Origin of the sequence: Tolypothrix sp. PCC 7712 (assembly GCF_025860405.1) — a bacterium.
GTDB lineage: Bacteria > Cyanobacteriota > Cyanobacteriia > Cyanobacteriales > Nostocaceae > Aulosira > Aulosira diplosiphon.
Window position 1 is genome coordinate 2149140 of sequence record NZ_CP063785.1, and the last position, 26350, is coordinate 2175489.

Genomic DNA, 26350 nt, shown 5'->3' on the forward strand with positions numbered 1-26350 from the left:
TTAAATTTTTATGATCAACTAGTGCCATGACGCGAAAATCAACTTACTAAAATTTTGGCAGTCAGGCGCTAGTTGGTCGTGTTCCTGGGGTCTCCCAAGTATTCAAAAAAATCTACCATTTGTAACTGGGGAGGGGATGGGGTGTTACGCCATTGAGGGGGAACACAATTTATCTTCTAATTCAATTTCCCGTTCTTTAGCAGTAACAATTGCTTGGGTAATGACACGTTGAGCATCAACCCCAACTGCGTGCAATTGTAGCCACTGTTGAGCTTCATTACCTTCGCGCAAAATTTTCTGTAAAGGAGAAAGGAAGCAATTAAATCCTCTTTCTTTAGCGATCGCCCAAAGTTCTTCAGACATTTGAGCAATCCAATCTCTGGCAATAATAGTTTTGCCATCTTGCCAATGTGTCAATTGAGCATCCAAACTATTTGCTGCAGCTGCGGCTTCATTGCTAGCAGTGACAGCAATTAGTTCTTGGGGGGTAAAGGTGCTTTGGGTTAACGGATCGATGTGGGTGTTTTCTATTATCTGCAACAGACGAGCTTCCAGCAACGCGGTAATTGCGAGTAATGCAATGGGATCTGTGACTAAATCGCAAATTCGCAGTTCTAAGCGATTTAAATCATAAGGACGGCGATCGCCATTAGGACGCACTGATGTCCACAAATGACGAACATTTTGCATGGTTCCAGCAGCTAACTGTTGTTCTACCCATTGAATATGATCGGCATGGCTAGAAAATAGAGGTACATGGCTAGGAGTTTGGGGGAAGAGTCCCCAACGAGTCGAGTGATAGCCAGTCGCTTTGCCATCGATGAAGGGGGATGAGGCGCTGAGGGCGAGGAATAAAGGTGCTTCGGTACGAATAACGCGACAAGCCCGCATTAATGTTTCTGGATCGCTAATCCCTACATTAATATGTACGCTAGCGGTCACTACTTTTGTGCCGTAGGTGTTTTCTATATAGTCGTGATAGGGATTTTTAGGATCGGAACGGAAGAAGCGATCGCTCCTACCCAAAGACAGGGTACTACCAGGAATTAAGGTATAGTCACCCAATTGCTTGAGGTATTTTCTCAGTTCTTGGCGAGGACGTACTAGGGCACACAATAGCTGCTCAAAACTTTGTAAAGGTTTCGTGACATATTCAACGTTGCGGCTATCTGGCTCTCGCATAAAACTTGGCATAGCCTCAACTATTTTGTCAGAGAGACCGACGATTTCACCCTGAGGTGTGCCCGTATACATTTCAATTTCAAAGCCTTTTAATAACCTCACCTTTTTCTCCTCGGCTCTCCTAGCCTATAAATTGTATCGAACACGACGATTTTCTGCATGGATGTGGTAGTCCAGCTCAATTTAGATTTTTTTACCCAGAAACTAAGAAACACAAGCATTTCGCCTATTTGCCCAGAAAGCAGCAATACTAAAGGCATAAATAATTTATGTCCTTAGTATTAGTGATTCATAATAAATATTTCTTTGCGATCCATTCTGCCGATAGACCTCATGAGCAGCCTTTTGCATTAGGGACTAGGTAACAATTAAGCTTATGATTCCCGGGCGATCGCTTATATAGGATAAACACCAATTTTGTTTAAAGGCAAATAGTTACCCCATATTGATATATTCCCATAAAGTTAGTGCTGATTTGCATCAGAAAATAGTATTGTGAAAGCCCAATTCACGCAGAGGTTTTGGGCCTTTAACTTGTCATAAAGTTGTGAAATCTTGTATTTACTCCTTGACTTTTTTCCTCGTCTTCTTTTCTGTTGGTACTTTTTTTATTTTTGTTGCTGGTTCCTGTTTAGCAGGTTGCTGAGGGAAAGTCTGTTGCGAGATAAAATCATCGACTGAATCATTTTCTTGAGCAATATGAAGACGAAGCAACTCTGACCATACTTCATTATTGAGTAAATTGACAGCAGTGTCACGGTTCTGTGTGGCGATCGCATTAATAAATTGACGCAATCCCTGCTGCAATGAATCAATGAAGGGTGCTTCTGGTGCTACCTGACTCAGCAATGAAAGTGCTAAGTTCACACTTACTAAATCATCGGGTGAGTTTTGGGGATTTATTTTTGGCAAGAGAATATTTAGCCATACAGGAAGTAATTCTAGCCAGCTATTTTTTTCTATTTCTTTCAATGCTATATTTTCTATTCCCATAGCACCCCATAGATACAGAGAATCTTTAGCTAATTGAGTGTCACGATTTTCTAAAGCCTTTGTCCATAATTGTTGAACATGTTTATGGAAGCGCTGGTTGAGAAACTCATAAGCTTCATTAACTTGCTGGGGGATTGTCACTTGATAAACGGACTCACCTAATGGTATTTGTTCGCCGCTATATTCAAGCCATTGGTAGGAACTACAAATATAAATTTCTCTATCAATTATTACTTCTTTAATATGGGAATCGGCTAAATCGGCTAACTGTATATAAGGTAAGCCTTCGGGTGTTCTGATAGCTGGTATTTCGGTTGATATTGGTTGTTCTATTTGCGGCGATATTCCATAGCCAATTAAAATGGAAACTCCGCGTTTTGCTGCTTGTTCTAACACAGCTAAAATTTCGCTATTGGCAATTACATGATTTATCCAAGGTGAATAGATAATTATTTGAAATTTCGCGGCATTGATAATTTCTAAAAAAGTTTGATGAATTTGGCGATCGCTTAATTGTATTACATTACCAAAATCACCCGATTTTTTGCGTTTCGCGCTAGTTTTGCCCTTAATTTCTAAAGCTTGCTGGCGAATCTTGTTAAATCTAGATTCTATTTCGGCATTTTTATGATTTAGAGTCGCTTCTATCTCAAAATTGGTGGCTATGTTTGATGATTTGCACAATTCGGCTAAAGAGATTTTCCCTTCAGACAGCAATTTATCTAGCCATTTTGAACTAGAATCTAAAATTTCCTTTCCGCGCCGCAGTTGAATACTAATTTTATCTTCATTGGCATCATAAATTACAAACATTGATATTTTGCGCCAAATAATTTGCGGGTTTTGTAATACCCTAAAAGCTGTGACAATCTTCCCAGCTTCAGGTACATGAAGCGCTACATTTGAAGATTGTAGGCTCTTTTGTATATCCTCTAAACTTACGGAAGATATATCTTGATTTGGCAAATTGATATTTAAAAAATTTGCTAAATTAGGCAGATTGAGATTTATCTCGTTTAATGGTTCAGTCTGAAAGGTAATATTGTCACTTAAAACATCTGTAATTGCATAAATTTGTACAGCATAGGGTGGTTGGGGTACAGAACCTTTTTCATAAAATAAGCGCCCTTGTTCTGTCACTGTAATTGGCGATTTGGGTGCAAGAGTTTGTAACCTTTGCAAAGTTTTGATTGTACTTTCCACAAATATGCTATCAAGTCCCAGAATAGATCCTAATTCCTTGGCTGTTGGTGGCGGATCAAATTCTATTCCAGCACGAATGATGAATTCTTCTAGGACATTTAACGGACGAGGTTCTGTAATAGTTAATTCTACAGTTGTTTGCTGCAAACTATAGCGCAATTGACGAGCAGCTAAAACTGATAAGTGCGGATTTTGAGCGGGAATTTCTTCGACTAAATTCTTGAGGCTATCATCAATGGGTTTATTTGAGGATGCGAGAAACATCAACAAAACCTCCATGATGACTAACAACATTAGCAACTTCTGAGTACATATTTCCGACTTTACCAGGTTGCTTGGTAAATAAATCGTGACAGCCTACAATTACTAGCAATTCTTGGGCGCGAGAAAAAGCGACATTTACCCGTTCTGATTTTTTCGCAAATCCCACATCTCCTTTATTATTGTTGCGAACCATGCTCACAATCACTACAGGGCGTTCCATACCCTGAAATCTATCAACTGTACCAGTACGAATTTGCAGTGAGGGGAAAAGTTCTGATTGGAGGCGTTCATCAATTTTTCTGAGTTGAGCACCATAAAATGTAATTACAGCTATTTCTTTTTTCGGTTCACCACAGGCGACTTTTGCAGCCCAAGAATTTTCAAATTGCTGACACAAAGCTTCAATCACATCGATTTCCTGAAGGTTAAATAAAGAAGTACCTTCACGCTGTTCTTGAAATGCATCTTCTTTGGGCATTTTAACCCAAAGTAAATGGTGTTGAGGTTGAACTATTTCTCCAGCTAAATCATGGGCGCGTTTAATATCTGGCTGTGAAATTCCACATTCCAATTTACCCTCATAAAATTGATTGATTGCGCCCATAATATTGGGGTGCATTCGATATTGGGTAGTTAACATTTGTTTGATGCTTTGATCCGCATCTTCAAATTGGCTCTTGAAGAGAGATTCTTCTAAAAATTGCAATTCTTCTCTGCTACTGCCAATTTCTTGCACAACTTCTTCTAAAGTACTAGTATCTAGCATTGGTGGTAATTGTTTATGATCGCCTACCATGACTAATTTTTTACCTTTCAAAGCAGGAATCAGCAATTCTGGTGGCGTACACTTACTAACTTCATCAACTATCACCACATCAAAGCATTGAAATTCTTCCGAAAAATCACGATTTGCAGCTTGCACGCAGGTGATACCGACGACGTTAGCATTATCTAAATATACCTGTCTTAAATCGTGGCGATCGCGTTCTGAGGGGTTGCGTACTTTTTCAATCCAATCTTGAATAAAATTACCATAGCGATCGAGGTAAACTTCATCTTGAGTGAGTTGCTCTTGTAAAGCCTCAAATTGAGATTTGATGCTGCGTAAAAATTCTAAATTATATAAATCAGGGGTAGAACTGGGAATTTTAAATTTATCAGATATCCCTTGCCATTCTATCTGCCACCAGTTGCGCTCTAATAATAAAGTCTCTGATAATTCTGGTTGCGTCTGTTCAGATATTTTGTCTAACTTTAATTTTAAAGTCTCAAGCTGTTGTTGAACAATTGTTGTTTCTTCTTGTAAGATTGATAACTGCTCAATCAAAGAGAATTTGATATTTTCTAATACCGCAAATGGCTCTAGAGATGTAATTAAATTTTCTAACTGACTTAGCTGATTAATCCAAGCATGGACATGTTTAGAAAATTCCTGTGGATGCTCCCAAATTTTAGCTTGGGTTGTGAGATATTGGTCAACTAGTGTACGTAATTGTTGAGGAATGTTTGGCTGTTGGTTGAGTTCTTGCAAAGTATTAATTGCTCTTGCCAGTTTCACATTAGCATCTTGTCTGGCTGTTTCTATCTGATTTTGAATATTAAATATTTGCTGAGATGCAGTTTCATGATTGTGCAGTTCATTTAACTGTTGTTGTAGATGTTGTAAATGCTGTTCTATTTCAGTTTTAACTTTAAAAACGCATTGGCGCGCGTTGCTAAGGATGCTTTCTATGAGTTCTTGGGTAATTTGGTTGAGAGTCGCTTCAATATTTTTGGCTTCCCATAATGCGCCATAGGTTTGCTGAATCCTGTTCAACAAAATTTGGGCTGCATCAACTATAGTTTTTCGCTGATTTTGCGTTAAATATTGATAGTTATTAACCTGTTGAGCAATTTCTTGCCATTGAGTGCAATCGCTCGTTTTCAAAAATAAAGGAATTTTGCTAAAATTCTGCTGGAGAAAATAGCTAAAACTATGCTGTCTACCTTTTCTATCAGTATATTCTCCCTCGATTTCGTAAGCGATCGCCTTTGCTAATAAATCCCAGTCTGGTAGATTAACTGCATAATTGCTTGGCATTAATGATATTTTTAAAGAATTAGCCAACATCACCAATCCTGGCGGTAATTGTATTAGCTCTAAGGTTAAAGGTTGATTAGTCTGCCGAGCATTATTTAAAATTTCCGATAAACCTGTATTAGCTGTAGCCTTCCATTCCTTAACAGCAGCGATAACAGACTCAAGTTCCTGCTTGCGAGTTTCCCAATTTTGAATAGTTTGCTGTAAACTGTGCTGTTTGCTAAAAAATTGCTGATTATCTTTTTGTAATTGTTGTAAATTGCTGGAATGCTGTTTAAAAACCTGAACTGCGGCTGCAACTTCTAACATCGCTACAGTTGCACTTTGAGCATAAATTAATGCAGTTTTAAAATCAGGGATTCCCTTGGCGACAGTTTCACGTAACCACACAGCCAATCCAAAAGCACCACATTGAGGGCGAAGGACTTCAAGTTTATCAGTCAAGGTAACAGCTTTAGCGACATTTACCAAAAAGTCTTTAACTAAAGTATTACCTTCAGTATATGGGCGCAAATGCGGCAAAAAGTTGGTAATTTCTGGTGCTTCCCAATTAACTATTGATGGAGAATCTAAAAGATTTTCTAAACCAGAAATTAAGGTTTCAATTTCAGCTTTCTTAGCTAATGCATCCTGAAACAGTGCTTCTTGTTGTTGCAGATTAACTTGTAATTTAGCTTGTTTATGCGTTAATTCTTCCTGATTTACTTGGAATTCTTCTTCTGCTTGGATATAAGCTGTAAATCTTGGATAAAATGCCAATAATTGACGATAATTTTCTAAATTTTGGCGGCGATTACTGAGACGATTTTCGCAGTCACTAGCAGTATTATCTAACCATGTGCCAATAACTTGGTCTTCTAAAAACGGTTGTCCTTCTTCACCAACTTTCTCAGCACGTCCCTTACGTATCGCCCGAATTACAGGGTTATGAACTAATCTACTCAGGGCGTTATCTACTGCTAAATTCGCTTGGGAAGCAATCAAAGTCCGCCCACCTCGCAAAGCGACTTGATAGCAAATCTCAGCTATTACGGTTGTTTTACCTGTACCAGGTGGCCCCTGAATTAAAACTAAATCTTCGGAAGAAAGTACTGTTTCTACTGCTGCTTTTTGACCAGGATTAGCAGATGATAATAATAAATCTTCTATTGGTAATTGTACAGTTTGATGAATAGGTCGAGCTTGGGCAGCATCGAATAAGAAATTCCCTAAATAGGGATTTTGTGTGCGTCCATTATTTAAATCATCTAAAGCTTTTTTCTTGCGCTGAATTTGTTTAATATCGCCAACTGCTTCAAAACATAAAAACCCAGTATCAGGAAGTTGATAGCGTCCGCTTGTCATGTAATCAGCAAAATCGCGTTCCAGCCTAACACCAATGATGCGATTTTTGATATCAATTTCTTCAATGGAACCTAATAAGCGACTTTGCTGCCAATTTCTGCCATTGGGTGCAGTTTCAAATAATTTGATGTCTTCGTTTTTTGCTTTCCTTACCCGTTCCCAGAAGTTTTCAACATCCAACAGATTTTCAGGCGAACCATCGAGGGTAGCTGAGTTAACATCAATTTGAAAACTGATGCGTCTTTTAAAGTTATAGTTATGCTGACGGTAAGGTACACAAAACTGACGCGCTTGAGCAATCTTCTCTTCAATCTGCAAAAAGGCTTTCCATGCTTTCAGTTGTGCTTCTGTAGGTACAAAATCGCCACAAATTGGCGTATTTTTTAATTGTGTAAATACAGTTGAGGGGATACCGATATGATGCTCATGGTTAGGCAGAAGCCGCAAGCGGAAGGGTACAGCATAAGCATCATTATTGCCTCGTGAAATTGGCAGTAAATAAGCAGATAAAATTCTTAAACCTTCGTAGCCATTGGGATGTACTGCGGCTTTAAATCCAAGAGTTTTACCTAACTTTTGCAGTCTTAAAGGTAATTTACTATGCTCAGAATCAGTGGCAATTATTAATTCCCAAATTTCTTCTTTGGCTGCTCTTCCTGCACCTTTACGACGTAGATAAAATAGACAAGGATTTTGCCCGACACATTCCCACATTAATTCATGGGCATATTCTCGGCGTTCGCTAAAATCAGGATATTCGGCAACTGCATCCGCGCCTGCTAAATGACGGATTAAACTATCAATTGTTGAATTTACGAACATATAGCCCCAATCTTCTGAGGCCATTTTCATTTTCAAGGAACTAGTTTTGCGAGTGGTAGCAACTTTAGTAACTGCTGGTTTAGCAGCTTTGCGAACACGTTCTGCTTCAAATTCAGAAATGGTGCTGCTAGGACTTGTGGCGACAATGTTAAGTTGCTGGCATATGACTAATAGCTTTTTGCTATCTACATTTATTTCCTTTGAAAGTTCGTAGATTCTAACTTTTGATTTTTGCATCCAGTAATTTTCTGTAATATTTGATATTTATGAGAATAAAACTATTGCTAAAGCTAAAGATGATGTCCGCAAAATTTCTCTCAAACTCTTATTCTTTTGTTACTTTTGGATGATTTGCGGTGCGTTTTTGATAAAATGTGCGGAAGTTTAAGTATAAAAATTTCACGCAGAGGCGCAGAGGCGCAAAGAGAAAGATGGAGATTTTAAAGTTGTAGATTAGGGTGTGCGATTTTTCATCCTGGAGTTGAGGAATAACTATAAGTTTATAGTTTATATTGTCTGTACACTTCACTCGCAGCACGATGTACTAAAGAATGTCTCCAAACCAGCGATGACAAATCGTCGGCGTAACCCCCACCAATAACACAGGCGACGGGATAACCAGCACTGACACAAGTACTCAAAACCTGCATTTCGCGACGGAATATCCCAGTATCGGTTAAAGCTAATTTTCCCAGGCGATCGCCTATATGTGGATCGACACCTGCGTCATAGAAAACGATATCTGGCTTCACAGCCGATAATAAATCCGGTAGATACTTTGCTAAAGTTTGCAAGTAGGCATCATCTTCCATCCCTTCTGGTAAAGGGACATCCAAATCGCTGCTTTGCTTAGTACCCGGAAAATTCACTTCACAATGCATAGAAAATGTGAAAACGCTGTCATCATCTTGGAAGATAAAAGCCGTACCATCGCCTTGATGTACATCTAAATCCACTATTAAGATTTGTTGAGCTAGTCCGAGTTTTTGTAAAACGCGAGATGCGATCGCTAAATCATTGAAAATACAAAAACCAGATCCATAACTGGGAAAAGCATGATGAGTCCCGCCAGCCGTATTGCAAGCTAAACCCTGACTCAGCGCTAATTGGGCAGTCAGTATTGTACCACCGACCGCTACACAGGTACGATTTGCCAATGCCGGACTCCACGGCAAACCTATACGCCTCTGTGCTTTGGAGTCTAATGTTCCTTCACAATAAGCTCGAACATAGTTACCAGCGTGAACCAACTCAATCAATTCTGTTGACGGAAGCACAGGCGTATGAAATTGCTCAATTTGCGCCACCCCATCACTTATTAACAATTCGTATAACTGTCGAAACTTCCCCATTGGAAACCGATGTCCCTCTGGTAGCGGCGCAACGTAATCAGGATGATAAATAATTGGTAAATGCATTGTTGGTGTTTGGTAATTGGTAATGGGTAATTGGTAATTGGTGTTTGTTATTTCCCCTTGTCACCTCATCTCCCACCCTACGGGAAGCCCTTCGGGTTCAGCAGTTGCTTCAAGTCGGGGAACCCGCCCAACGCACTGCTTCACCGCTATCGCGTCTACATCTCCCTCATCTCCCTCATCTCCCTCATCTCCCCAGTCCCCAGTCCCCAATCCCCAATCCCCAGTCCCCAGTCCCCAGTCCCCAGTCCCCAGTCCCCAGTCCCCAATCCCCCACATTTGTCTACACTAAGAAGTGACAATGAAAACATAGTAAGGAAGCCTGCGTGCTTGATTTGTATCCGATGATGCAACTAAAAACTGTATGGCAATTAGGTAGCAATAATCCAGAAAATCAACATCACCTAGCTACTATTCGCCAATGCTGGGCAAGTCTCAATAGTAAAAAAGTTACTTGGCAACAGAGGATAATTACTGAGAATACTGAAGTCGATCAATTAGATTGGGAACCCAAGCGGTTTGATGAAGCCTTTGCGATCGCCAACCCAGATATTCGTGGTATTACACTGTATTGGCGTAAACCTGACTCTTCTGTTGAACGTAACACCACGCCACATCAATTAATACTTGATAGCCTCAACCAATATTTATATATTTTTCCTAAGTCACAAAAAGAACTAGTTATCCGTGTAGGTTTTCCATCGATTGTTTATGAAACAATTTCACTAACAAATCCCCAATATTTATATAATTCATCTGGTGAAAACTACATTCTCACTTTGCAGGATGCATCACAACAGCTAGAAGTCAAAGTTAGCATGAGTCCAGAAAATCTCAAACAGCTACTTCGACAACTCACAAGGTAAAATTAAGCCAACATACGTTACCCTGACTGAGTACCCTAATCTTAAATACTTCATTTCAAATTGATTATGATGCAATGGATTCTGCCAGTTGTATTTGTTCTTGCTGGCTTACTAGCAGGAATAATTGCGGAGAAATTTTTCTTCAAGAAGTTGAAAACATTTGTTCTTAAAACAAAACTTCCTGGAAGTGAACTTATATTTCTCTCATTGCATCGCATGACATTTATTTGGTTCGTGCTAGCAGGATTTTCTGCAGCAGTTCTTAGCGCTCCCATCAAACCAGATATTGCCACTGTCCTGCACAAAATAGTTACTATAGTTATACTTTACTCAGTCACAATAGTTGTAGCTAGATTGACTGCTGGTTTTATCAATTTATTTATTACTAGATCTGAAGGAGTTTCAGCATCACTCATTTCTAATATCGCTAAGACTGCTGTCTTTGTTCTAGGAACGCTAATTCTGTTGCAGACAGTGGGTGTAGAAATCACACCAATAATTACGACTTTAGGTATTAGCGGTTTAGCAGTAGGTTTAGCTCTCAAAGATACGCTAGAGAATTTATTTGCGGGCTTTTATCTGCTAATTTCTAAGCAAGTCAGAACTGGAGATTATGTCAAACTAGCAGATAGTCATGAAGGATATGTCATAGATATTTCTTGGCGTAATACAACTATTAGGGAACTTTCAAATAACGTCATCATTGTACCCAATTGTAAATTATCTTCAGCAATTTTTATTAACTACCATCTGCCAGTTAAAGAGATTACTCTCACACTTAATGTCGGAGTTGATTACGAGAGCGACTTAGAACAGGTAGAAAGGGTAACAGTGGAAGTTGCTAAAGAAGTGATGGCAGAAATAGCACCACAATTAATCGCCAATGAACCATATATCAGATTCCACAAGTTTGGAGATTTTAGTATAGATTTTACTCTTTATATGCGCGTCAATGAATTTTTTGACCAACGTATTGGCAGACATTTATTTATTAAAAAATTACATAAACGATATCAGAAAGAAGGAATTAAAATTCCTTTCCCAGCTAGAGAATTGTTTATACCCGAAAATGCTGCCAAACTTGGACAATAAACATTTTGCAATATTATTAGAGTTGTAATATTTTTTGTGTTCGTGCAGTATTTACAACAATATAATGTCTTGATTTCTACATTGAAACCTCGAATTTTTGAGATATCCTGAAAAATTCGAGGTTTTAGCATTTATAAAAGCAGACAAAATTTATAATAGATAAAGCATTTATCAAGTAAATCTTAGTTAGGACGTGTTACGGCTATGACAGGATTGGGGACTGAGAGTTAATGATATTTAGCCGTAACGCATCATCCATGCTATCAAAGGAGAATCAATAACCTTGAATACTCAACTAACCCTTAAAGAACAATTTCTAGTGCAGCTTGATAAAATTCAAAAGCATGGTGATAGTTCTCATGTCACCAATTTAGAGATAGACGAAAATACTGCCACAGAAATTGAGCAATTAACAACAGAACTCGAAAGTATTAATCCTAATCCCAAACCTCTGCTTAATGCTATTTCTCTGCTGAATGGAACTTGGTTATTGAAATACTCCACTGCTAGAGAAATTCGGGCTTTAGCTTCTCTACCATTGGGGTTAAAAGTAGGTAAAGTATACCAAGTAATTAATGTTGCAAATAAATCATTCTTCAATATAGCTTTTGTGCAACATCCTCTGAAAATCATATCAGGCTTCGTGAAAGTTGCAGCTAGCTTTGAGCCTATCCAAGAAGATTTATCGAATCTACTGGACAAACGTATCCAAGTCAATTTTGAAAAACGCTACTTATCAATTGAAAAAATTCTTGGCATTAATACCCCTCAACTCAACCCATTTAAAGTTGTTCCAGCTAGTAATCCTAAAGGACGAGTTCCTAGCCTAGATATTACTTATTTAGATGAAACTTTAAGGATAGGGCGTGGTGGAGATGGTAGTTTATTTATTCTGACTAAATCTCAAGATTTACCTGACAAATTTCGATAAATTTGAATGCGTAATTCTTACTCAAGGGTTAACCAACTAAAAACTTGCTCAACACTTAAAGATAAATCGAGATTACTAAGAACAGGTAGTGAATCTTTACCTGTTAGCATTTCAACTCTTTGATTTGGGAATATAGTTAAAATACTCGCTTCTTCTGGAAAAATTAGCCATCCTAGTTCTGTGCCATTTTGAGAACAGTGGAGTAAGTTACGCAGAACTTTGGCTTGACTTTGCTCTGGAGAAAGTATTTCTATTGCCCAGTTAGGATGAGTTTCAAAACGGTTAGCAATTCTGCCTGATGGTTCACGAGGAATGCGTTCCCAACGAAATACCGCAATATCAGGAACTATAGCCGCACCGCCAAAAATACAACGCAGTTCGGGAAAAGCTAGGGCAATTTTTTGAGGTTTAGCTATTTGGTTAATTCTTTCACAGAGTTCTACTTGTAGTAGGCTATGTTCTCCTTGAGGCATCACTTTTTGACTCACTTTTCCATTGATATACTCTGAAGCAGGTTTGGTTTCTGGCAATTGAAGAAATTCTTCTAATGTGATGGATTTGACTAGTGTACTCATCGTTTTTCTTGCCAAATTCTCTAACATTTATTTTTCGTAATTCTTAATAATCAATGAAATAATGTTGGCGACATATCAATATATTCTAGAGGGCAAGGCAGTGCCTAGCCCCTACAATTCGCATTCTTTTTTCAAATTGATGTAATTACAAAATATTGGCAACATCTAGATTGATAGGTTTGAATTACATTACTCAACTCAGCAATCTTGTACAGACGTGATTAATCGCGTCTGTTGCAACTCATTACTCAGCACTACAATGGCATAAAGTCATACCCAGTCGCAGATTTATTGCTAGGTTGAATTTTTACTAAAACTGCTGTGCCATTGCGATCGCCTGATGGTAAAAATTGGATTTTACCTGTAGCACCATTAGCAACTAGGCTGGGACTATGCAGCGCTTTTTCTAAGCCATCGCGGGTGCTATCTTGTTGTAAACCTTTAGCGATCGCAATTGTTGCATCATAAGCTGTAGCGGTTCGCCAATTTACATTTCCGCCCCAAAGTTTCACCGCATTTTGTGGAAAAGGATTGCTTGGAATTGCTTGGGGATGCCAAGGTATAGCTAAAACTAAGCCATTTACATCGCTTTTACCTACCTGTAGAGTTTGGAATGTATACAGCGTGGGGCTAGCAAACAATGTTAATTTACCGTTATTTGCAGCTGCTAAATCTAAAGCTTTGTTAATTCTATCGACATGAGGCGCTAAAACTAAGCTATCTGCACCACTGCTAATGAATTGGGAAATTAAGGCGCTGGGATTAAAATCAGCTGCAGCAACATCGCAATTTATAGGGTTAACTTTACCACCACCAGCAACTATACCTTTGATAAACTCATCCTTGAAAGATTGGGTATCAATTGATTTTGAGTCTGCACAAATAGCAATATTGTTTTTACGTGCTGTTTTAATAGTGTAATTAGCCAGGCTAGCAGCAAATGAGCCATTACTAGGAACAGTGCGAAATATATAATTACCAATACCAGAAAGATTTTGTGCGGTGCTGCTAGGAGAAATCATTACTAATCCCCCCTCTTGGTAAATTGGTGCAGCCGCAATCGAAGCATTACTAGAGTTATGTCCCACTACAGCCAGAATGCTGGTGTCTTGGACAAATTGCTTGGCAATCTGTTGAGCTTGGTTAGCCTCATTATCATCGTTAGCGATCGCCACCTGCAAAAGTTTACCATTGATACCACCGCTACGATTGACTTCATCTTGCGCCTGAGCTACACCCCGCAGAATTTCTTTTGCCACATCTAAATTCCCCCCGATAGGTACACTCACGGCAATTTTCAGGGCATTAGTATTTTTTGTTTGTGAATTATTTAAATAAATTAAGCTTTCTGGATCGTTGCGATGTTTTTGCAGTGATGATTTTAACTTAGTGCTAGCAGTAGCAAAATCGCCTTTCGCAAAAGCTTGTACTCCAGCTTCTTTATCAGCACTCGTATCAGCAGCCACTAAAATTTTCTCGCCTAAACTGATTCGCTGTGATTGAGAACCTCCGTTAACTGGTTGCGAACTATTACCAGGTATTAAGGAAGTCAAACTGTTACCGGAAAATTGATTCCACACCCACAAGCCCAAACCTAACACAGCCGTAGTACAAAGCAGAGATAAAATTAGCAGCTTAGTTTCTTTCTGAGAATTCATAAGTTATTGATATAGATTGCCCGGTAGAGTTGGTATTTTCTCTACTAACTACAATCAGAACGAAGAAAATAGGCAAACCCTGCAACTCAATAACAGCTTACCGCGATTGCGGGGGTTGGGGACTGGGGACTGGGGATTGGGGACTAGGGATGAGGAACAAACACCAATTACCGATTACCCAATGCCCAATGCCCCATGCCCAATGCCCCATGCCCCATGCCCCATGCCCCATGCCCCATGCCCAATGCCCAATGCCCAATGCCCAATGCCCAATGCCCAATGCCCCATGCCCAATGCCCCATTCCCAATTCCCCATTGTTACCAGTTCCAAAGTCTTCTACACTGACTGCATAGGTTTTAAGTCTTACAAGCTCCTCGTAATGGTCAACGATACTGAGTATATTAGGCAAACTGAAGCCACTCGTGTACAGGTACTTAGCGAAGCTCTGCCTTATATTCAACAGTTCACTGGACGTACTGTTGTTGTCAAATATGGCGGTGCGGCTATGAAAGATAGCACCCTCAAAGATCAGGTAATCCGCGATATTGTTTTCTTATCCTGCGTCGGCTTGCGCCCGATTTTAGTCCACGGTGGCGGCCCGGAAATTAACAGTTGGTTAGATAAGCTGGGAATTGAACCGCAATTTAAGAATGGTTTGCGAGTCACTGATGCGCCCACAATGGATGTTGTGGAAATGGTGTTGGTGGGTCGAGTTAATAAGGAAATTGTTGAGCTGATTAACCAAGCTGGTGGTTTGGCTGTGGGACTCTGCGGTAAGGATGGTAATCTCATCACAGCCCGCCCCCAAGGTCAAGAGGGTATCGGTTTTGTTGGGGAAGTCAGTAATGTCAATATCAAAATTTTAGAAACTCTAGCTAGTAATGGCTATATTCCAGTTGTGTCTAGTGTCGCCGCCGACGAGACAGGACAAGCTTATAACATCAATGCGGATACCATCGCTGGAGAAATCGCAGCCGCTTTAGGTGCAGAAAAGTTGATTTTACTGACTGACACCAGAGGTATTTTAAAAGATTACAAAGATCCTTCGACTTTGATCCCCAAAGTGGATATACCCGAAGCGAGAGATTTAATCGCCACGGGTGTAGTTAGCGGGGGGATGATTCCCAAAGTCAATTGTTGTGTGCGATCGCTTGCTCAAGGAGTCAAGGCTGCACATATCATTGATGGACGCATTCCCCACGCTTTGCTATTGGAAATCTTTACTGATGTTGGGATTGGAACTATGATTCTCGGTTCCCAATTTAGAGGCTGATTAGACCTGTTTTGTCACTCTCAAAAAAAAATAATCTCAGATTGATTCTGAGATTATTTTTTTCATCAATTTTTGAGGCTTTATTTTCTAACAGAAACTAAAATTTATAGATAAAACGTGGCAATTAAAGCCCTGTAAACTTTGGGGCAATTAGATTCCAATACAGTTCAGTTAAGAAAATTAATTGATAACAAAACTACAAAACTAGTTACTCAACAAAAAACCGAACAATAATTTTGGAGGGGGTTTGGGGGACGCAACCGTCCCCCAATCGGGGGCTTGGGGGAGAATCCCCCAATTGAGCTAGCTTTTTCTACAAGTCATAAATCAATCACCAATGATCTTATCTGACCTGCATTGAATTAGATTCTCCCCATCTGACAAAATAGGATTAGCTATTGGTTGGGCAGTTGGGCAGTTTACTCAACCATCAAATTACCAAGGATAAAGAATATTGACTTGCGATCGCCTTCTGAATGGTTGATTATATCCAGGATGACGGTCAAATACTGGATTTCTGATTGTTGAGTTGCGGAAGATGGGGTTAACTACAGAGGGTGTATTTAAACCCGGATAGATATTATTCTGACGATATTGAGGATAAGTGTAGATGGTAGTTGTGGGATAACGGTAATCAGTGCGTTGGCGATAGCGGTAATCATTATTCCAATGCGTTCTTCCTCTCACCGGATTTACACGTATATGATTATACCTCTGATTCCCATATCCGAATGAGTCATCTAAGTGTGTTTGCCTTCCACCGTTAATAATAATCACCGACTGAGCAGCAGCAGGGGCAATAGTAGCGCTGAGTAATACCAGAGTGAGGCTTGCACCCAGCCAATTCCGTTGTAAATCTTTAATCTTAGCCATATTTTGCTTCCCCAGTTTGATCGACTGAAATTTTCAGTAGCTGCTGATTGTTGGTATCTGAATGATTGGTTTACTAACTTTTTATGGATTTCTGATCAGTACTTCAGTGCTGACTAAGAAAATTATTTTTCCATCAATGTTAGTGTGCATTTTTTAACATACCTCAGTAGTGCATCTTTAGTACTGCTGCGGTGATTAAGAAATATTGAAAAAGCACAGGTAACTATTTTCATAAAAATTTTAGCTAGTCTCGTGAAATTCCACATCCATCTAAAGGTAGGGGTAGTTCATTTGTGCTATGTACCCCGAAAACATTTCCCAATGATTGCTGACATTGGCACAATAAATTTAAGAACTACTGATGTGTGTACAGAACGTGAATGCAGAAAGTTTAGAACTTGCCAGATCTCGCTACCAAGCTGGGCGAGTTGCTTTTGAAAATGGGCAATATCGAGAAGCTGTAGAGAATCTGGAAAAAGCCAGCGCCCTCTTGTCTGGTAATTCTCGCTTTGGGGGCGAAGTGCAAATTTGGTTGGTAACCGCTTATGAAGCTGCGGGGAGAACAGAGGATGCGATCGCCCTTTGCGAACAACTCAAACGCCATCCCTACTCAGAAACCAGTAAACAAGCCCGGCATTTACTCTACATCTTAAAAGCACCGAAGCTGAAAAGACCCAGCGAGTGGATGACAGAAATTCCCGATTTGGGCAAATTACCCGAAAATGAATCACAAGTGCGGATATCTGTCAAGCCACGCCCAGCTACTAGCACCAAAAAACCGGAACCGGAATTTGTTGATCTCAGCCAGGTCAATACCAAAGATAACCGCTTTATTTGGCTGGCATTAATTGTTATCGGGTTAATCTTGGGATACTTGGTTTGGCTGAATATTTAATTGTCAAAAGTCCAAAGTTTAAAACTTTTGGATGTGAATTTTCCACCTATATCTTTCAGGTGGGAAAATAGCGATAGGGCTGAAAAGGATGAAGGATGAAAGTTTTTCAATATTTATGCTCTATTCATTTATCTGTGGGTTAATTTCATACTTTAGCCCTGATACTTTATCCTTCATCCTTGAACATCTGATACTCGCGGAGACTAATTATTGATGAATTCGTCATATCTAGGAAAAGTTTTCCATTGGTTAATTAAACCGTTAAGTTTTGTTATAAAAACAAGAGAATTGTTAACAAAATTTTTTGGCTATAAATCAATTAACTCCATCTTTTCTTTCTCCCAAAAAAGCAGCAACGCCAAAACATCAAAACCGATTTTATGGGTAGTCATCTTAGCATCATTACTGTTAACTGGTTGTGTGCAGTATGACGTAGGCGTAAACTTTAGCAACTCCAATCATGGGGAATTAGTGCAGCATATTAAATTAGGAGAAAAGCTTACCAGTTTTAGTGGCGACTATGTTTATGAATGGTTAAACAGTATAGAACGTCGCGCCCGCAAACTGGAAGGGAAAGCAAAGCGAATTTCTCCAGAAGAAGTGATTGTGACGATTCCTTTCACTAATGGGCAAGAATTACAAGCAAAATTTAATGAGTTTTTTAGCTCCCACATCAATCAAAACACTGAGCCTGTAGCCGCTGAATCTGACTCAGAACTACCAAAAGTTGAATCTAACTTACTCATAGAGGAGAACAATTTTTTACTATTGGTACGCGATCGCGTAATTTATGATTTAGATTTGCGATCGCTCTCGCTAATTGCTAGTGATGGTAATGTTTTAGCCAACGCAGGTTCAATTCTCGATTTGAATTTTAGTTTGAAAACCCCATTGGGAGCGCAAAACATCCCCATTGGTGAAAATCCCATTGAGCCAGAAAAGATTAACAATCAACTAGTGTGGAAGCTAAGAACTGGGGAACTCAACCACATAGAAGTAGTTTTTTGGCTTCCTAGTCCCCTTGGTATTGGTGCATTGCTAATTGCTTTGTTTGTCTGGGGTGGAATCTATCTCAGATATACATTTATGCCCGATCCCAGATTGCAGTTTGCGCCAAAACCAGCAGTATCAGAATAGTGCTGAGTGCTGAGTGCTGAGTTCTGAGTGCTGAGTCTCCAGCGTTAGAGGCGACTAGCTTTACTAAGTCCAAGCGAGTTTTTAACTCTGAACTCTTGTACAGACGCGATTAATCGCGTCTCTCAGAGCACTTAGCACTTTCAACTCAGCACTTATTAAGGAGATAAACGCTCAATTTTCCAATCGCCATTATCTATACGAGTATAAAGCAAGCGATCGTGTAGGCGACTAGGACGACCTTGCCAAAACTCAATTTCTGTGGGAATGACACGCAAGCCTCCCCAATTCACAGGCCGAGGAATCTCCTGAGTTTCATATTTGTCCTGCAATTCTTGCAAGCGCTGCTCTAAAACTTCTCGGCTTTCTATCACCTCGCTTTGATTAGAAGCCCATGCACCCAAGCGACTATTTTCAGGACGGCTGTAAAAATATTGATCGGATTCCGCCTCCGAAACTTGCTCAACCTGTCCTGTTATGCGAACTTGGCGTTCTAATTCCGCCCACCAAAACACTAATGCAGCTTGAGGGTTTTCTGCTAGTTCTTGACCTTTACGGCTGTTATAGTTGGTAAAGAAGACAAAGCCTCGCTCATCAAAATTTTTCAGTAGTACCATTCTGGCCGAAGGTTTACCATCTGGCATGGCTGTAGCCAAAGTCATGGCATTAGGTTCGGGGAGTTGGGCTGCTAGTGCCTGATCGAACCATTGTCTAAATTGTATAAAAGGATTAGGATGAACCTCAGTTTCGCTCAAATCTTGTAAAGTATAGTCTTTGCGAAGGTCAGCTATGGTTTGATTCATGGTGATGTTCTCCCCTGGTATTTAGATCAGCTTTGTAGATATCTTTATTCAAAATATCTTTTATAGTCAGCACCAACACCTATTGAGCAATTTTTTTCGAGAAATCGGGAAAAAATATTGCATCTGATACCAAATTGGGATAAATAATATTGTCTGAGCTTGCCAGAGAAGCTTTTTGGTAAAGACTTTCAATCTAAAATCCAAAATTCAAAATCCAAAATTGATATGATCCGCCGTTCAGCCTCCCTTCAAAGTTTATTAATTTATGGTCTGAGCGGCCCGATTATCGCTCTTAATGTGTGGTTATTGTCGGTAGTATTTCACTATTTCCAGCATCCCATCACTATCCTCAGTTCTGCGGCAATTCTGGCTTTTTTATTAAATTATCCGGTACAGTTCTTTAAACGCGCGCGCATCACCCACACACAGGCGGTGATTATTGTTTTGCTGGTCACCTTTACATTAGTAGTGATTTTGGGTGTCACATTAGTACCCATGCTACTTGACCAAACAATTCAACTTTTAAATAAAATTCCTGATTGGTTAACTAGCAGTCAAAGAAATCTCGAACATGTTGAAGCTTTAGCAAAACAACGGCGGTTACCCATAAATCTGCAAATAGTGGCTAATCAAATTAATGCTAACATCCAAAATTTGGTGCAGCAGTTAGCTTCGGGTGCGGTGGGATTTGCCGGCACACTGCTCTCAGGAATACTCAATGTTGTACTCGTGGTCGTGCTAGCGTTTTATATGCTGATATATGGCGATCGCGTCTGGGCTGGTTTGGTCAGTCTGTTACCATCTAATATTAGAATTCCTTTAACAACATCCTTAAGATTAAACTTTCAGAACTTCTTTCTCAGTCAGTTGTTGTTAGGGCTATTTATGGTAGTGACTCTAACACCAATTTTTTTAGTTCTGAGGGTACCATTCGCCTTACTGTTTGCCATAGTTATTGGCATAGGCGAACTCATCCCCTTTGTGGGTGCAACTCTTGGCATTGGTTTAGTCACAATCCTAGTACTGCTCCAAAATTGGTGGTTAGCAGTGCAAGTTGCTTTATCGGCGATTCTCTTGCAGCAGGTTAAAGATAACTTATTAGCGCCTAAATTACTGGGTGACTTTATTGGACTAAATCCCATCTGGATTTTTGTAGCAATCTTAATGGGTTTTGAAATAGCAGGTTTACTAGGAACACTCGTTGCTGTTCCTATTGCTGGCACTATTAAAGGCACATTTGATGCTCTAAAAAGTGGTGAATCTGCTAACTTCGTATCACATTTTTCTATTAATAATTACACATCTGACTTTGATGAAGAAAGTAAAAGTTAGAAATGGGTAATGGGTAATGGGTAATGGGTAATGGGTAATGAGTAATGAGTAATGAGGAAACTTTCGACTGTGGAAACTATCGAAGAGATAAAATTTCAAATTATTTTAAAACGAAAAAAGCGCCATATTTACTGAAAAAACCCAAACGATAAAGTATTTTAAATTACGTTATTTACTTATTTCAAAGTGTAAAAACCTCATGTTATACTTCATCGATTATGGTGAGAATTATACTATTTGACTTTCCGGGTGCAATAAATGTATTATCCAAAATTCTGCAAAACTAAACTTGCACAATCTAAAGTTAGCATTCACAATGAGAATAAAAGTAATTGCCTGCTAGTTATTAAGTATCATTTATTACAAAATATTCTAATCGAATGAGATAGATAAGACCTGTGCTAATTTTTATCTACGATACTAGCAAGTAATTCTTGCCCAATAAATCCAGTGTTAAAGTTAGGCACTTTTTAACTTAATTACTCAAAATTAATTAATGGATGCGTCCGAGCTATTAGAAACAATTACACTTCTGATCAAGCAAGCTGAACAAGGAGAAATTGATCCTTGGGATGTTCAGGTAATTGAGGTAATTGACCGTTATTTAGAACTAATGGCACCGCAGGCCACAGCTAGAGGCTATGAAGCCGATTTATCTCAATCTGGACAAGCTTTTTTATCAGCATCAATGTTGGTGTTATTCAAAGCCAACACCTTGATGCAATTGCAATCAGCCGCAGATGAACAAGAACTGATACTTGATGACGCGCTGCTAGAAACCGAAAATGGGCTATTACACCCAGTTAATCGCCTGCCTTTAGAGCATCACTTGCGTCGTCGTCCAGCTGCAATGCCTCCGCCTAAACGTCGGGTAACTCTGCAAGAGTTAATTGACCAATTGCAGATCATGGCGAACCAGCTCAAACTTGTCCAAAAAACAAATAAACCAGTCCGTCCTCGCCGTCAGCCGACTGTGCAAAGTATGCGAGCCGCGCTAGAACTGGCACACCAAGAAAATTTGACGGAAGTAGCTGGAGAACTAGAGCAAGTATTACAGCTGTCGGCACAAAAATTACATTTGGAACAAAATTATTTGAATTTGGAACAGCTTGTGGAGTTATGGGTCGAGAGTAAACAGCCATACCAAAATGGCTCTGCTCATACATCACCACATAGCCACTTAGTTAGCGTATTCTGGGCACTGCTACTGCTATCAGCTCAATCCAAAGTAGAGCTATTGCAAGAGGAGTTTTACCAAGAAATTAAAATTCGTTTACTAATAGATTCCGCGAACACTCACAAACCCGTGGAGCAGCCTATGAACTGAGCAATATCTATCTACTTATTTAGATAATTTATAGACTACGGTGCCATCAAACCCAAAGTCTAGGTAAATTTAAAAAGTAAGCCATTGCTCGTTAAATGACGATGTCGATAGATGCAAAAATCAGCAAATTCCCCTAATCTGTGCTATCAGGGATGAATAAAAACAATAAACCAATGAAGTATAACTTGTTGAAAGTAAACTGGCTTGTGGTTGAGGAATAATCTTTATGAAGGCGATGATTCTTGCAGCGGGTAAAGGTACTCGAGTCCGTCCGATTACCTATACAATCCCCAAACCGATGATTCCTATACTGCAAAAACCAGTAATGGAATTTTTACTTGAACTGTTGCGTCAGCATGGCTTTGACCAAATTATGGTCAATGTGAGCCATTTAGCAGAGGAAATTGAAAACTATTTCCGTGATGGTCAGAGGTTTGGTGTACAAATTGCCTATTCCTTTGAAGGGCAAATTGTGGACGGTACACTGGTGGGGGAAGCAGTCGGATCTGCTGGCGGGATGCGGCGTATCCAAGACTTTTCACCGTTTTTCGATGATACTTTTGTGGTATTGTGCGGTGACGCTTTGATTGACTTAGATTTAACTGAAGCAGTCAAGTGGCATCGAGCTAAAGGGTCGATCGCTACAATTATTACGAAATCTGTTCCCAAGGAAGAGGTTTCTAGCTATGGTGTCGTCGTGACTGACGACGATGGGCGTGTGAAAGCTTTCCAAGAAAAACCCTCCACCGAAGAAGCCCTCAGCACCAACATCAACACCGGGATTTACATTTTTGAACCGGAAGTATTTAAATATATTCCTTCTGGCATTGAGTACGACATTGGTAGTCAGCTATTCCCCAAACTGGTAGAAATTGGCGCGCCTTTCCATGCGATCGCAATGGATTTTGAATGGGTAGATATTGGTAAAGTACCAGATTACTGGCGGGCGATTCGTGGTGTACTACTAGGTGAAATTAAAAACGTCCAAATCCCTGGACATGAGGTTGCACCTGGAATTTACACAGGCTTAAATGTTGCTGTCAATTGGGACAAAGTTGATATTACAGGCCCAGTTTACATTGGTGGCATGACCAGAATTGAAGACGGCGCGAAAATCGTCGGCCCGGCGATGATTGGCCCCAATTGCTGGATTTGTAGCGGGGCGACAGTAGAGAACAGCGTGATTTTTGAATGGTCACGCCTCGGCCCAGAAGTTCGCCTCATAGATAAATTAGTGTTTGGGCGTTATTGTGTCGATAAAACTGGAGCCACCATTGATGTCCAAGCAGCAGCCTTAGACTGGCTGATCACTGATGCACGTCAATCCCCACCATCTCATACTCCAGTAGAAAGACAAGCGATCGCAGAATTGCTCAATACGACTGCTATTTAGGGGATAGGGCATGGGGCATGGGGCATGGGGCATTGGTAATTGGTAATTGGGGTTTGTCATTTGTCATTCGTCATTCGTCATTTGCTGTTTGTTATTCCCCTTTTCCCTTTCCCCAATCCCCAATCCCTAGTCCCCAGTTCCCAACCCCTAACTATTCAAATACGTGTATCTTCTCAGACTTTGCTCGTAAGTTTGTAAGAGTCGCTGAGATTCTGCTAAGGTGATGCGCTTTTCCTCCAGGGCTTTTTCACAACGCTGGCGGATGTTTTCTACCATGTCTTCGGAATCGTACTGCACGTAGCTAACTACTTCGCTCATGGTATCGCCTTTGACGACATGTTCAATTTGGTAACCTTTGGGGGTCAATTGAATGTGAACTGCGTTAGTATCGCCAAATAGGTTGTGTAAATTACCCATGATTTCTTGGTAGGCTCCACTGAGGAACATTCCCAAATAATAGGGTTCGCCTGGTTTAAAGGTGTGCAGTTCTAAAACAGATTTGACATCACGCAAATCAATAAAGCGGTCAATTTTGCCATCGCTATCGCAGGTGAGGTCTGCCAAAATTCCCCGCCGAATTGGTTCTTCATCTAAACGGTGGATGGGCATAATCGGGAATAATTGATCAATCGCCCAGCAATCTGGTGCTGATTGAAACACCGATAAATTAGCGTAGTAGATGGAAGCCATGATTTTTTCTAGGTCTTCCAGTTCGTCTGGTACGTATTCCTGCTGTCTAGTGATGTTTAAAATTTTCTGACAACAAGCCCAGTAGAGACGTTCAGCTTTAGCCCGTTCTCTTAGGCGTAAAATACCCAAGTTGAAACGGCTGATAGCTTCTTCTTTAAATTGGGCTGCGTCGTGGTAAAACTCCTGATAATTTTCTTTGTTAATCGATTGGTAGGTTTCCCAGAGGTAATTAATAATTGGGGATTCGCCTTCTTGTGGCGGTTCTGGGGTATCGAGGGGGACATCGCTGGTACTGAGAACATCAAAAATCAATACCGATTGATGAGATGCGATCGCTCTACCACTTTCACTAATCAGGGTAGGTACGGGAATTTGCCGTTCAGCACAGGTATCTTTTAACTCTGCCACGATGTCGTTGGCATAGTTTTGCATATTATAGTTTTTCGAGGCGTAGAAGTTGGTTTGGGAGCCATCATAATCTACACCCAAGCCGCCACCGACATCGAGATATTTCATATCTGCCCCCAACATTGCCAACTCTACGTAAATGCGGCTGGCTTCTTGAATGGCATCTTTAATCACGTTAATGGCTGAAATCTGGGAGCCGATGTGGAAATGCATCAACTGCAAGGAATCGAGCAAATCAGCTTCGCGTAACTTGTCAACCGCCTCAATCACCTCAGGCATAGTTAGACCAAATTTAGCGCGATCGCCACTGGAACTACCCCAGCGTCCCATACCTTGGGTACTGAGTTTAGCTCTTACTCCTAAGATGGGTTTAATACCTAATTGACGGTTAGCGGCAATTACTAAATCGACCTCTTCAATTTGTTCTAGGACAATAATTGGCGTTTGACCTAGCCTTTGAGCCAACATTGCCGTTTCGATGTATTCTTGGTCTTTGTAGCCGTTGCAAATTAATAATGCTCCTGGGGTATCCAAGATAGCCAGAGCAATCATTAATTCTGGCTTAGAGCCAGCTTCTAAACCAAATTGATGTGGCTTACCAAATCTGACCAAATCCTCAATTAAATGGCGTTGCTGGTTACATTTAACAGGAAATACACCACGATAAACACCAGGATAGTTATAGCGAGCGATCGCCTTCGCAAAACAAGCATTTAAACGCTCAATCCGGTCTTCCAAAATGTCTGAAAAGCGAATCAACATCGGCAGGCCTAAATTGCGCTGCTTCAAAGCGTTGACCAATTCAAACAAATCCAAAGAACCACCGCGATCGCCTTTTGGGGAAACAGTGACATGACCAGCCGCGTTAATCGAAAAATAAGGTTGTCCCCAACCTTCAATTCGATATAGCGCTTCGCTGTCCTCAATTTTCCAAGCGCGAGGCGAATCATCAGTGATAGTACTAGGCGCTAACAGCTTTTTTGGCTTATGGTTTTTCACTTCTGGTTTGTGTCCATTAGACGGCAGCTTAACTATCTCTTCAGATGTAGCAGTTGACTCAACACCCATTTATTCCTGACCTCTGTGTTTCACCCACGAATTTTCAATTTAACGCATTCATTTGCGATCGCATATGCACCCAGAGATAATTTCTGAGATAAACTCTGATTGGTCAAGAGTCGTCTGTTACTTATCATTAGTCATTGGTCATTTGTCATTAGGGTCAAAATCCCTAAAGTATCAACAAATGACAAAGAACTAAGGACAAAGAACAAAAGATAATTGATCTTGAAAAATTTATTAAGTTTTCGGAGATAGCTTTGGAACGCACATTTTTGGCAATTAAACCCGACGGCGTACAACGCGGACTAGTCAGCGAAATTATCGGTCGCTTTGAAAAAAAAGGCTTTACCCTCGTGGGTTTAAAGCTGCTTCACCCCAGTCGGGAATTAGCTGAACAACATTATGACGTTCACCGCGAAAGACCCTTCTTTGCAGGATTAGTTGAATTTATCACCTCCGGCCCCGTAGTAGCGATGGTTTGGGAAGGTGAAGGCGTAATCGCCTCTGCAAGAAAGTTGATTGGTGCAACCAACCCCCTCAACGCCGAACCTGGAACCATTCGCGGCGATTTAGGGATCAACATTGGTCGCAACATCATCCACGGTTCCGATGCTCCGGAAACAGCTCAAAAAGAAGTTGCTCTGTGGTTTAAGGATGAAGAATTAGTTAACTGGAAACCAGAAGTAACTCCTTGGTTGCACGAGTAGGGAGTTAGGGATTGGGGATTGGGGATT

General features: G+C 40.3%; 20 protein-coding genes. 10 read left to right on the forward strand and 10 right to left on the reverse strand.

From position 1 onward, the window contains the following. Positions 1-144: 144 nt before the first annotated feature. The 5 genes from gshA to HGR01_RS08720 all read right to left on the reverse strand — a co-directional run bounded on the left by gshA (position 145) and on the right by HGR01_RS08720 (position 9582). Positions 145-1284 carry a glutamate--cysteine ligase gene (gshA, locus tag HGR01_RS08700; RefSeq protein ID WP_045869500.1) on the reverse strand — a complete coding sequence of 380 codons (1140 nt, stop codon included), beginning with the start codon at positions 1282-1284 and terminating at the stop codon, positions 145-147. Positions 1285-1743: 459 nt separating this feature from the next. After that, on the reverse strand, positions 1744-3672 hold the full coding sequence (locus HGR01_RS08705) for a hypothetical protein (protein WP_228045746.1): 1929 nt from the start codon (positions 3670-3672) through the stop codon (positions 1744-1746). Next, positions 3620-8125, reverse strand: a complete 4506-nt coding sequence (locus HGR01_RS08710; protein ID WP_071989371.1) for a translation initiation factor IF-2 N-terminal domain-containing protein — start codon at positions 8123-8125, stop codon at positions 3620-3622. Before HGR01_RS08710 ends, HGR01_RS08705 begins: the two co-directional genes overlap by 53 nt. Before the next feature lie 263 nt (positions 8126-8388). Beyond that, positions 8389-9306, reverse strand: coding sequence for a histone deacetylase (locus HGR01_RS08715; RefSeq protein ID WP_045869498.1), 918 nt, complete (start codon positions 9304-9306; stop codon positions 8389-8391). A 60-nt stretch (positions 9307-9366) separates the two neighbouring features. Continuing rightward, positions 9367-9582 carry a hypothetical protein gene (locus HGR01_RS08720; RefSeq protein ID WP_045869497.1) on the reverse strand — a complete coding sequence of 72 codons (216 nt, stop codon included), beginning with the start codon at positions 9580-9582 and terminating at the stop codon, positions 9367-9369. Between the two features lie 47 nt (positions 9583-9629). Between HGR01_RS08720 and HGR01_RS08725 the strand changes: the two genes are divergently transcribed. The 3 genes from HGR01_RS08725 to HGR01_RS08735 all read left to right on the forward strand — a co-directional run bounded on the left by HGR01_RS08725 (position 9630) and on the right by HGR01_RS08735 (position 12192). Then, complete coding sequence (locus HGR01_RS08725) at positions 9630-10169, forward strand: hypothetical protein (protein ID WP_210403079.1); 540 nt, start codon at positions 9630-9632, stop codon at positions 10167-10169. Between the two features lie 66 nt (positions 10170-10235). Next, a complete protein-coding gene (locus HGR01_RS08730) occupies positions 10236-11261 on the forward strand; it encodes a mechanosensitive ion channel family protein (protein ID WP_045869495.1) in 1026 nt (341 codons plus the stop codon). A 283-nt stretch (positions 11262-11544) separates the two neighbouring features. After that, entirely contained in the window at positions 11545-12192 is a 648-nt protein-coding gene (locus HGR01_RS08735) for a PAP/fibrillin family protein (protein ID WP_081583961.1), read from the forward strand. A gap of 17 nt (positions 12193-12209) precedes the next feature. Here HGR01_RS08735 and HGR01_RS08740 read toward each other — a convergent pair whose 3' ends face one another. Both HGR01_RS08740 and HGR01_RS08745 read right to left on the reverse strand, forming a co-directional pair. After that, positions 12210-12767, reverse strand: coding sequence for a Uma2 family endonuclease (locus HGR01_RS08740; protein WP_045869493.1), 558 nt, complete (start codon positions 12765-12767; stop codon positions 12210-12212). Between the two features lie 254 nt (positions 12768-13021). Next, complete coding sequence (locus HGR01_RS08745) at positions 13022-14425, reverse strand: ABC transporter substrate-binding protein (protein ID WP_045869492.1); 1404 nt, start codon at positions 14423-14425, stop codon at positions 13022-13024. 380 nt (positions 14426-14805) lie between these two features. Here HGR01_RS08745 and argB point away from each other — a divergent pair, with 380 nt between their 5' ends. Continuing rightward, a complete protein-coding gene (gene argB, locus HGR01_RS08750; protein WP_045869490.1) occupies positions 14806-15699 on the forward strand; it encodes an acetylglutamate kinase in 894 nt (297 codons plus the stop codon). Positions 15700-16134: 435 nt separating this feature from the next. Here the strand turns inward: argB and HGR01_RS08755 are convergent, their stop codons facing one another. Continuing rightward, positions 16135-16572 (reverse strand): hypothetical protein, encoded by a 438-nt coding sequence (locus HGR01_RS08755; RefSeq protein WP_045869489.1) that lies wholly within the window; start codon positions 16570-16572, stop codon positions 16135-16137. A gap of 361 nt (positions 16573-16933) precedes the next feature. On the opposite strand from HGR01_RS08755, the gene HGR01_RS08760 reads away from it, so the two are divergent. Together HGR01_RS08760 and HGR01_RS08765 are read left to right on the forward strand one after the other, a co-directional pair. Next, positions 16934-17467 (forward strand): tetratricopeptide repeat protein, encoded by a 534-nt coding sequence (locus HGR01_RS08760; protein WP_194007876.1) that lies wholly within the window; start codon positions 16934-16936, stop codon positions 17465-17467. Positions 17468-17680: 213 nt separating this feature from the next. Then, on the forward strand, positions 17681-18604 hold the full coding sequence (locus tag HGR01_RS08765; protein ID WP_045869488.1) for a DUF3153 domain-containing protein: 924 nt from the start codon (positions 17681-17683) through the stop codon (positions 18602-18604). A 155-nt stretch (positions 18605-18759) separates the two neighbouring features. On the opposite strand, the gene pdxH is transcribed toward HGR01_RS08765, so the two are convergent. Continuing rightward, complete coding sequence (pdxH, locus tag HGR01_RS08770; RefSeq protein WP_045869487.1) at positions 18760-19404, reverse strand: pyridoxamine 5'-phosphate oxidase; 645 nt, start codon at positions 19402-19404, stop codon at positions 18760-18762. Positions 19405-19632: 228 nt separating this feature from the next. On the opposite strand from pdxH, the gene HGR01_RS08775 reads away from it, so the two are divergent. The 3 genes from HGR01_RS08775 (at position 19633) to HGR01_RS08785 (ending at position 23456) form a co-directional block, all read left to right on the forward strand. After that, a complete protein-coding gene (locus HGR01_RS08775) occupies positions 19633-20736 on the forward strand; it encodes an AI-2E family transporter (protein WP_045869694.1) in 1104 nt (367 codons plus the stop codon). 496 nt (positions 20737-21232) lie between these two features. Then, the gene (locus HGR01_RS08780; RefSeq protein WP_045869486.1) at positions 21233-22063 is read left to right on the forward strand and encodes a segregation/condensation protein A; all 831 of its coding nucleotides are present in this window, start codon (positions 21233-21235) and stop codon (positions 22061-22063) included. Between the two features lie 226 nt (positions 22064-22289). Beyond that, positions 22290-23456, forward strand: a complete 1167-nt coding sequence (locus HGR01_RS08785) for a sugar phosphate nucleotidyltransferase (RefSeq protein ID WP_045869485.1) — start codon at positions 22290-22292, stop codon at positions 23454-23456. 147 nt (positions 23457-23603) lie between these two features. On the opposite strand, the gene speA is transcribed toward HGR01_RS08785, so the two are convergent. Further along, entirely contained in the window at positions 23604-25622 is a 2019-nt protein-coding gene (gene speA, locus HGR01_RS08790) for a biosynthetic arginine decarboxylase (RefSeq protein WP_045869484.1), read from the reverse strand. Positions 25623-25873: 251 nt separating this feature from the next. Between speA and ndk the strand changes: the two genes are divergently transcribed. Then, complete coding sequence (gene ndk, locus HGR01_RS08795) at positions 25874-26323, forward strand: nucleoside-diphosphate kinase (RefSeq protein WP_045869483.1); 450 nt, start codon at positions 25874-25876, stop codon at positions 26321-26323. Positions 26324-26350 lie beyond the last annotated feature (27 nt).

What these genes read in the sequence shown, in the direction of transcription:
- HGR01_RS08705 (WP_228045746.1), bottom strand. Translation starts at nt 3,672, where the DNA reads ATGTTGTTAGTCATCATGGAGGTTTTGTTGATGTTTCTCGCATCCTCA.
- HGR01_RS08710 (WP_071989371.1), bottom strand. Translation starts at nt 8,125, where the DNA reads ATGCAAAAATCAAAAGTTAGAATCTACGAACTTTCAAAGGAAATAAAT.
- HGR01_RS08715 (WP_045869498.1), bottom strand. Translation starts at nt 9,306, where the DNA reads ATGCATTTACCAATTATTTATCATCCTGATTACGTTGCGCCGCTACCA.
- HGR01_RS08720 (WP_045869497.1), bottom strand. Translation starts at nt 9,582, where the DNA reads ATGTGGGGGATTGGGGACTGGGGACTGGGGACTGGGGACTGGGGACTG.
- HGR01_RS08730 (WP_045869495.1), top strand. Translation starts at nt 10,236, where the DNA reads ATGATGCAATGGATTCTGCCAGTTGTATTTGTTCTTGCTGGCTTACTA.
- HGR01_RS08740 (WP_045869493.1), bottom strand. Translation starts at nt 12,767, where the DNA reads ATGAGTACACTAGTCAAATCCATCACATTAGAAGAATTTCTTCAATTG.
- HGR01_RS08745 (WP_045869492.1), bottom strand. Translation starts at nt 14,425, where the DNA reads ATGAATTCTCAGAAAGAAACTAAGCTGCTAATTTTATCTCTGCTTTGT.
- argB (WP_045869490.1), top strand. Translation starts at nt 14,806, where the DNA reads ATGGTCAACGATACTGAGTATATTAGGCAAACTGAAGCCACTCGTGTA.
- HGR01_RS08755 (WP_045869489.1), bottom strand. Translation starts at nt 16,572, where the DNA reads ATGGCTAAGATTAAAGATTTACAACGGAATTGGCTGGGTGCAAGCCTC.
- HGR01_RS08760 (WP_194007876.1), top strand. Translation starts at nt 16,934, where the DNA reads ATGTGTGTACAGAACGTGAATGCAGAAAGTTTAGAACTTGCCAGATCT.
- HGR01_RS08765 (WP_045869488.1), top strand. Translation starts at nt 17,681, where the DNA reads ATGAATTCGTCATATCTAGGAAAAGTTTTCCATTGGTTAATTAAACCG.
- pdxH (WP_045869487.1), bottom strand. Translation starts at nt 19,404, where the DNA reads ATGAATCAAACCATAGCTGACCTTCGCAAAGACTATACTTTACAAGAT.
- HGR01_RS08780 (WP_045869486.1), top strand. Translation starts at nt 21,233, where the DNA reads ATGGATGCGTCCGAGCTATTAGAAACAATTACACTTCTGATCAAGCAA.
- HGR01_RS08785 (WP_045869485.1), top strand. Translation starts at nt 22,290, where the DNA reads ATGAAGGCGATGATTCTTGCAGCGGGTAAAGGTACTCGAGTCCGTCCG.
- speA (WP_045869484.1), bottom strand. Translation starts at nt 25,622, where the DNA reads ATGGGTGTTGAGTCAACTGCTACATCTGAAGAGATAGTTAAGCTGCCG.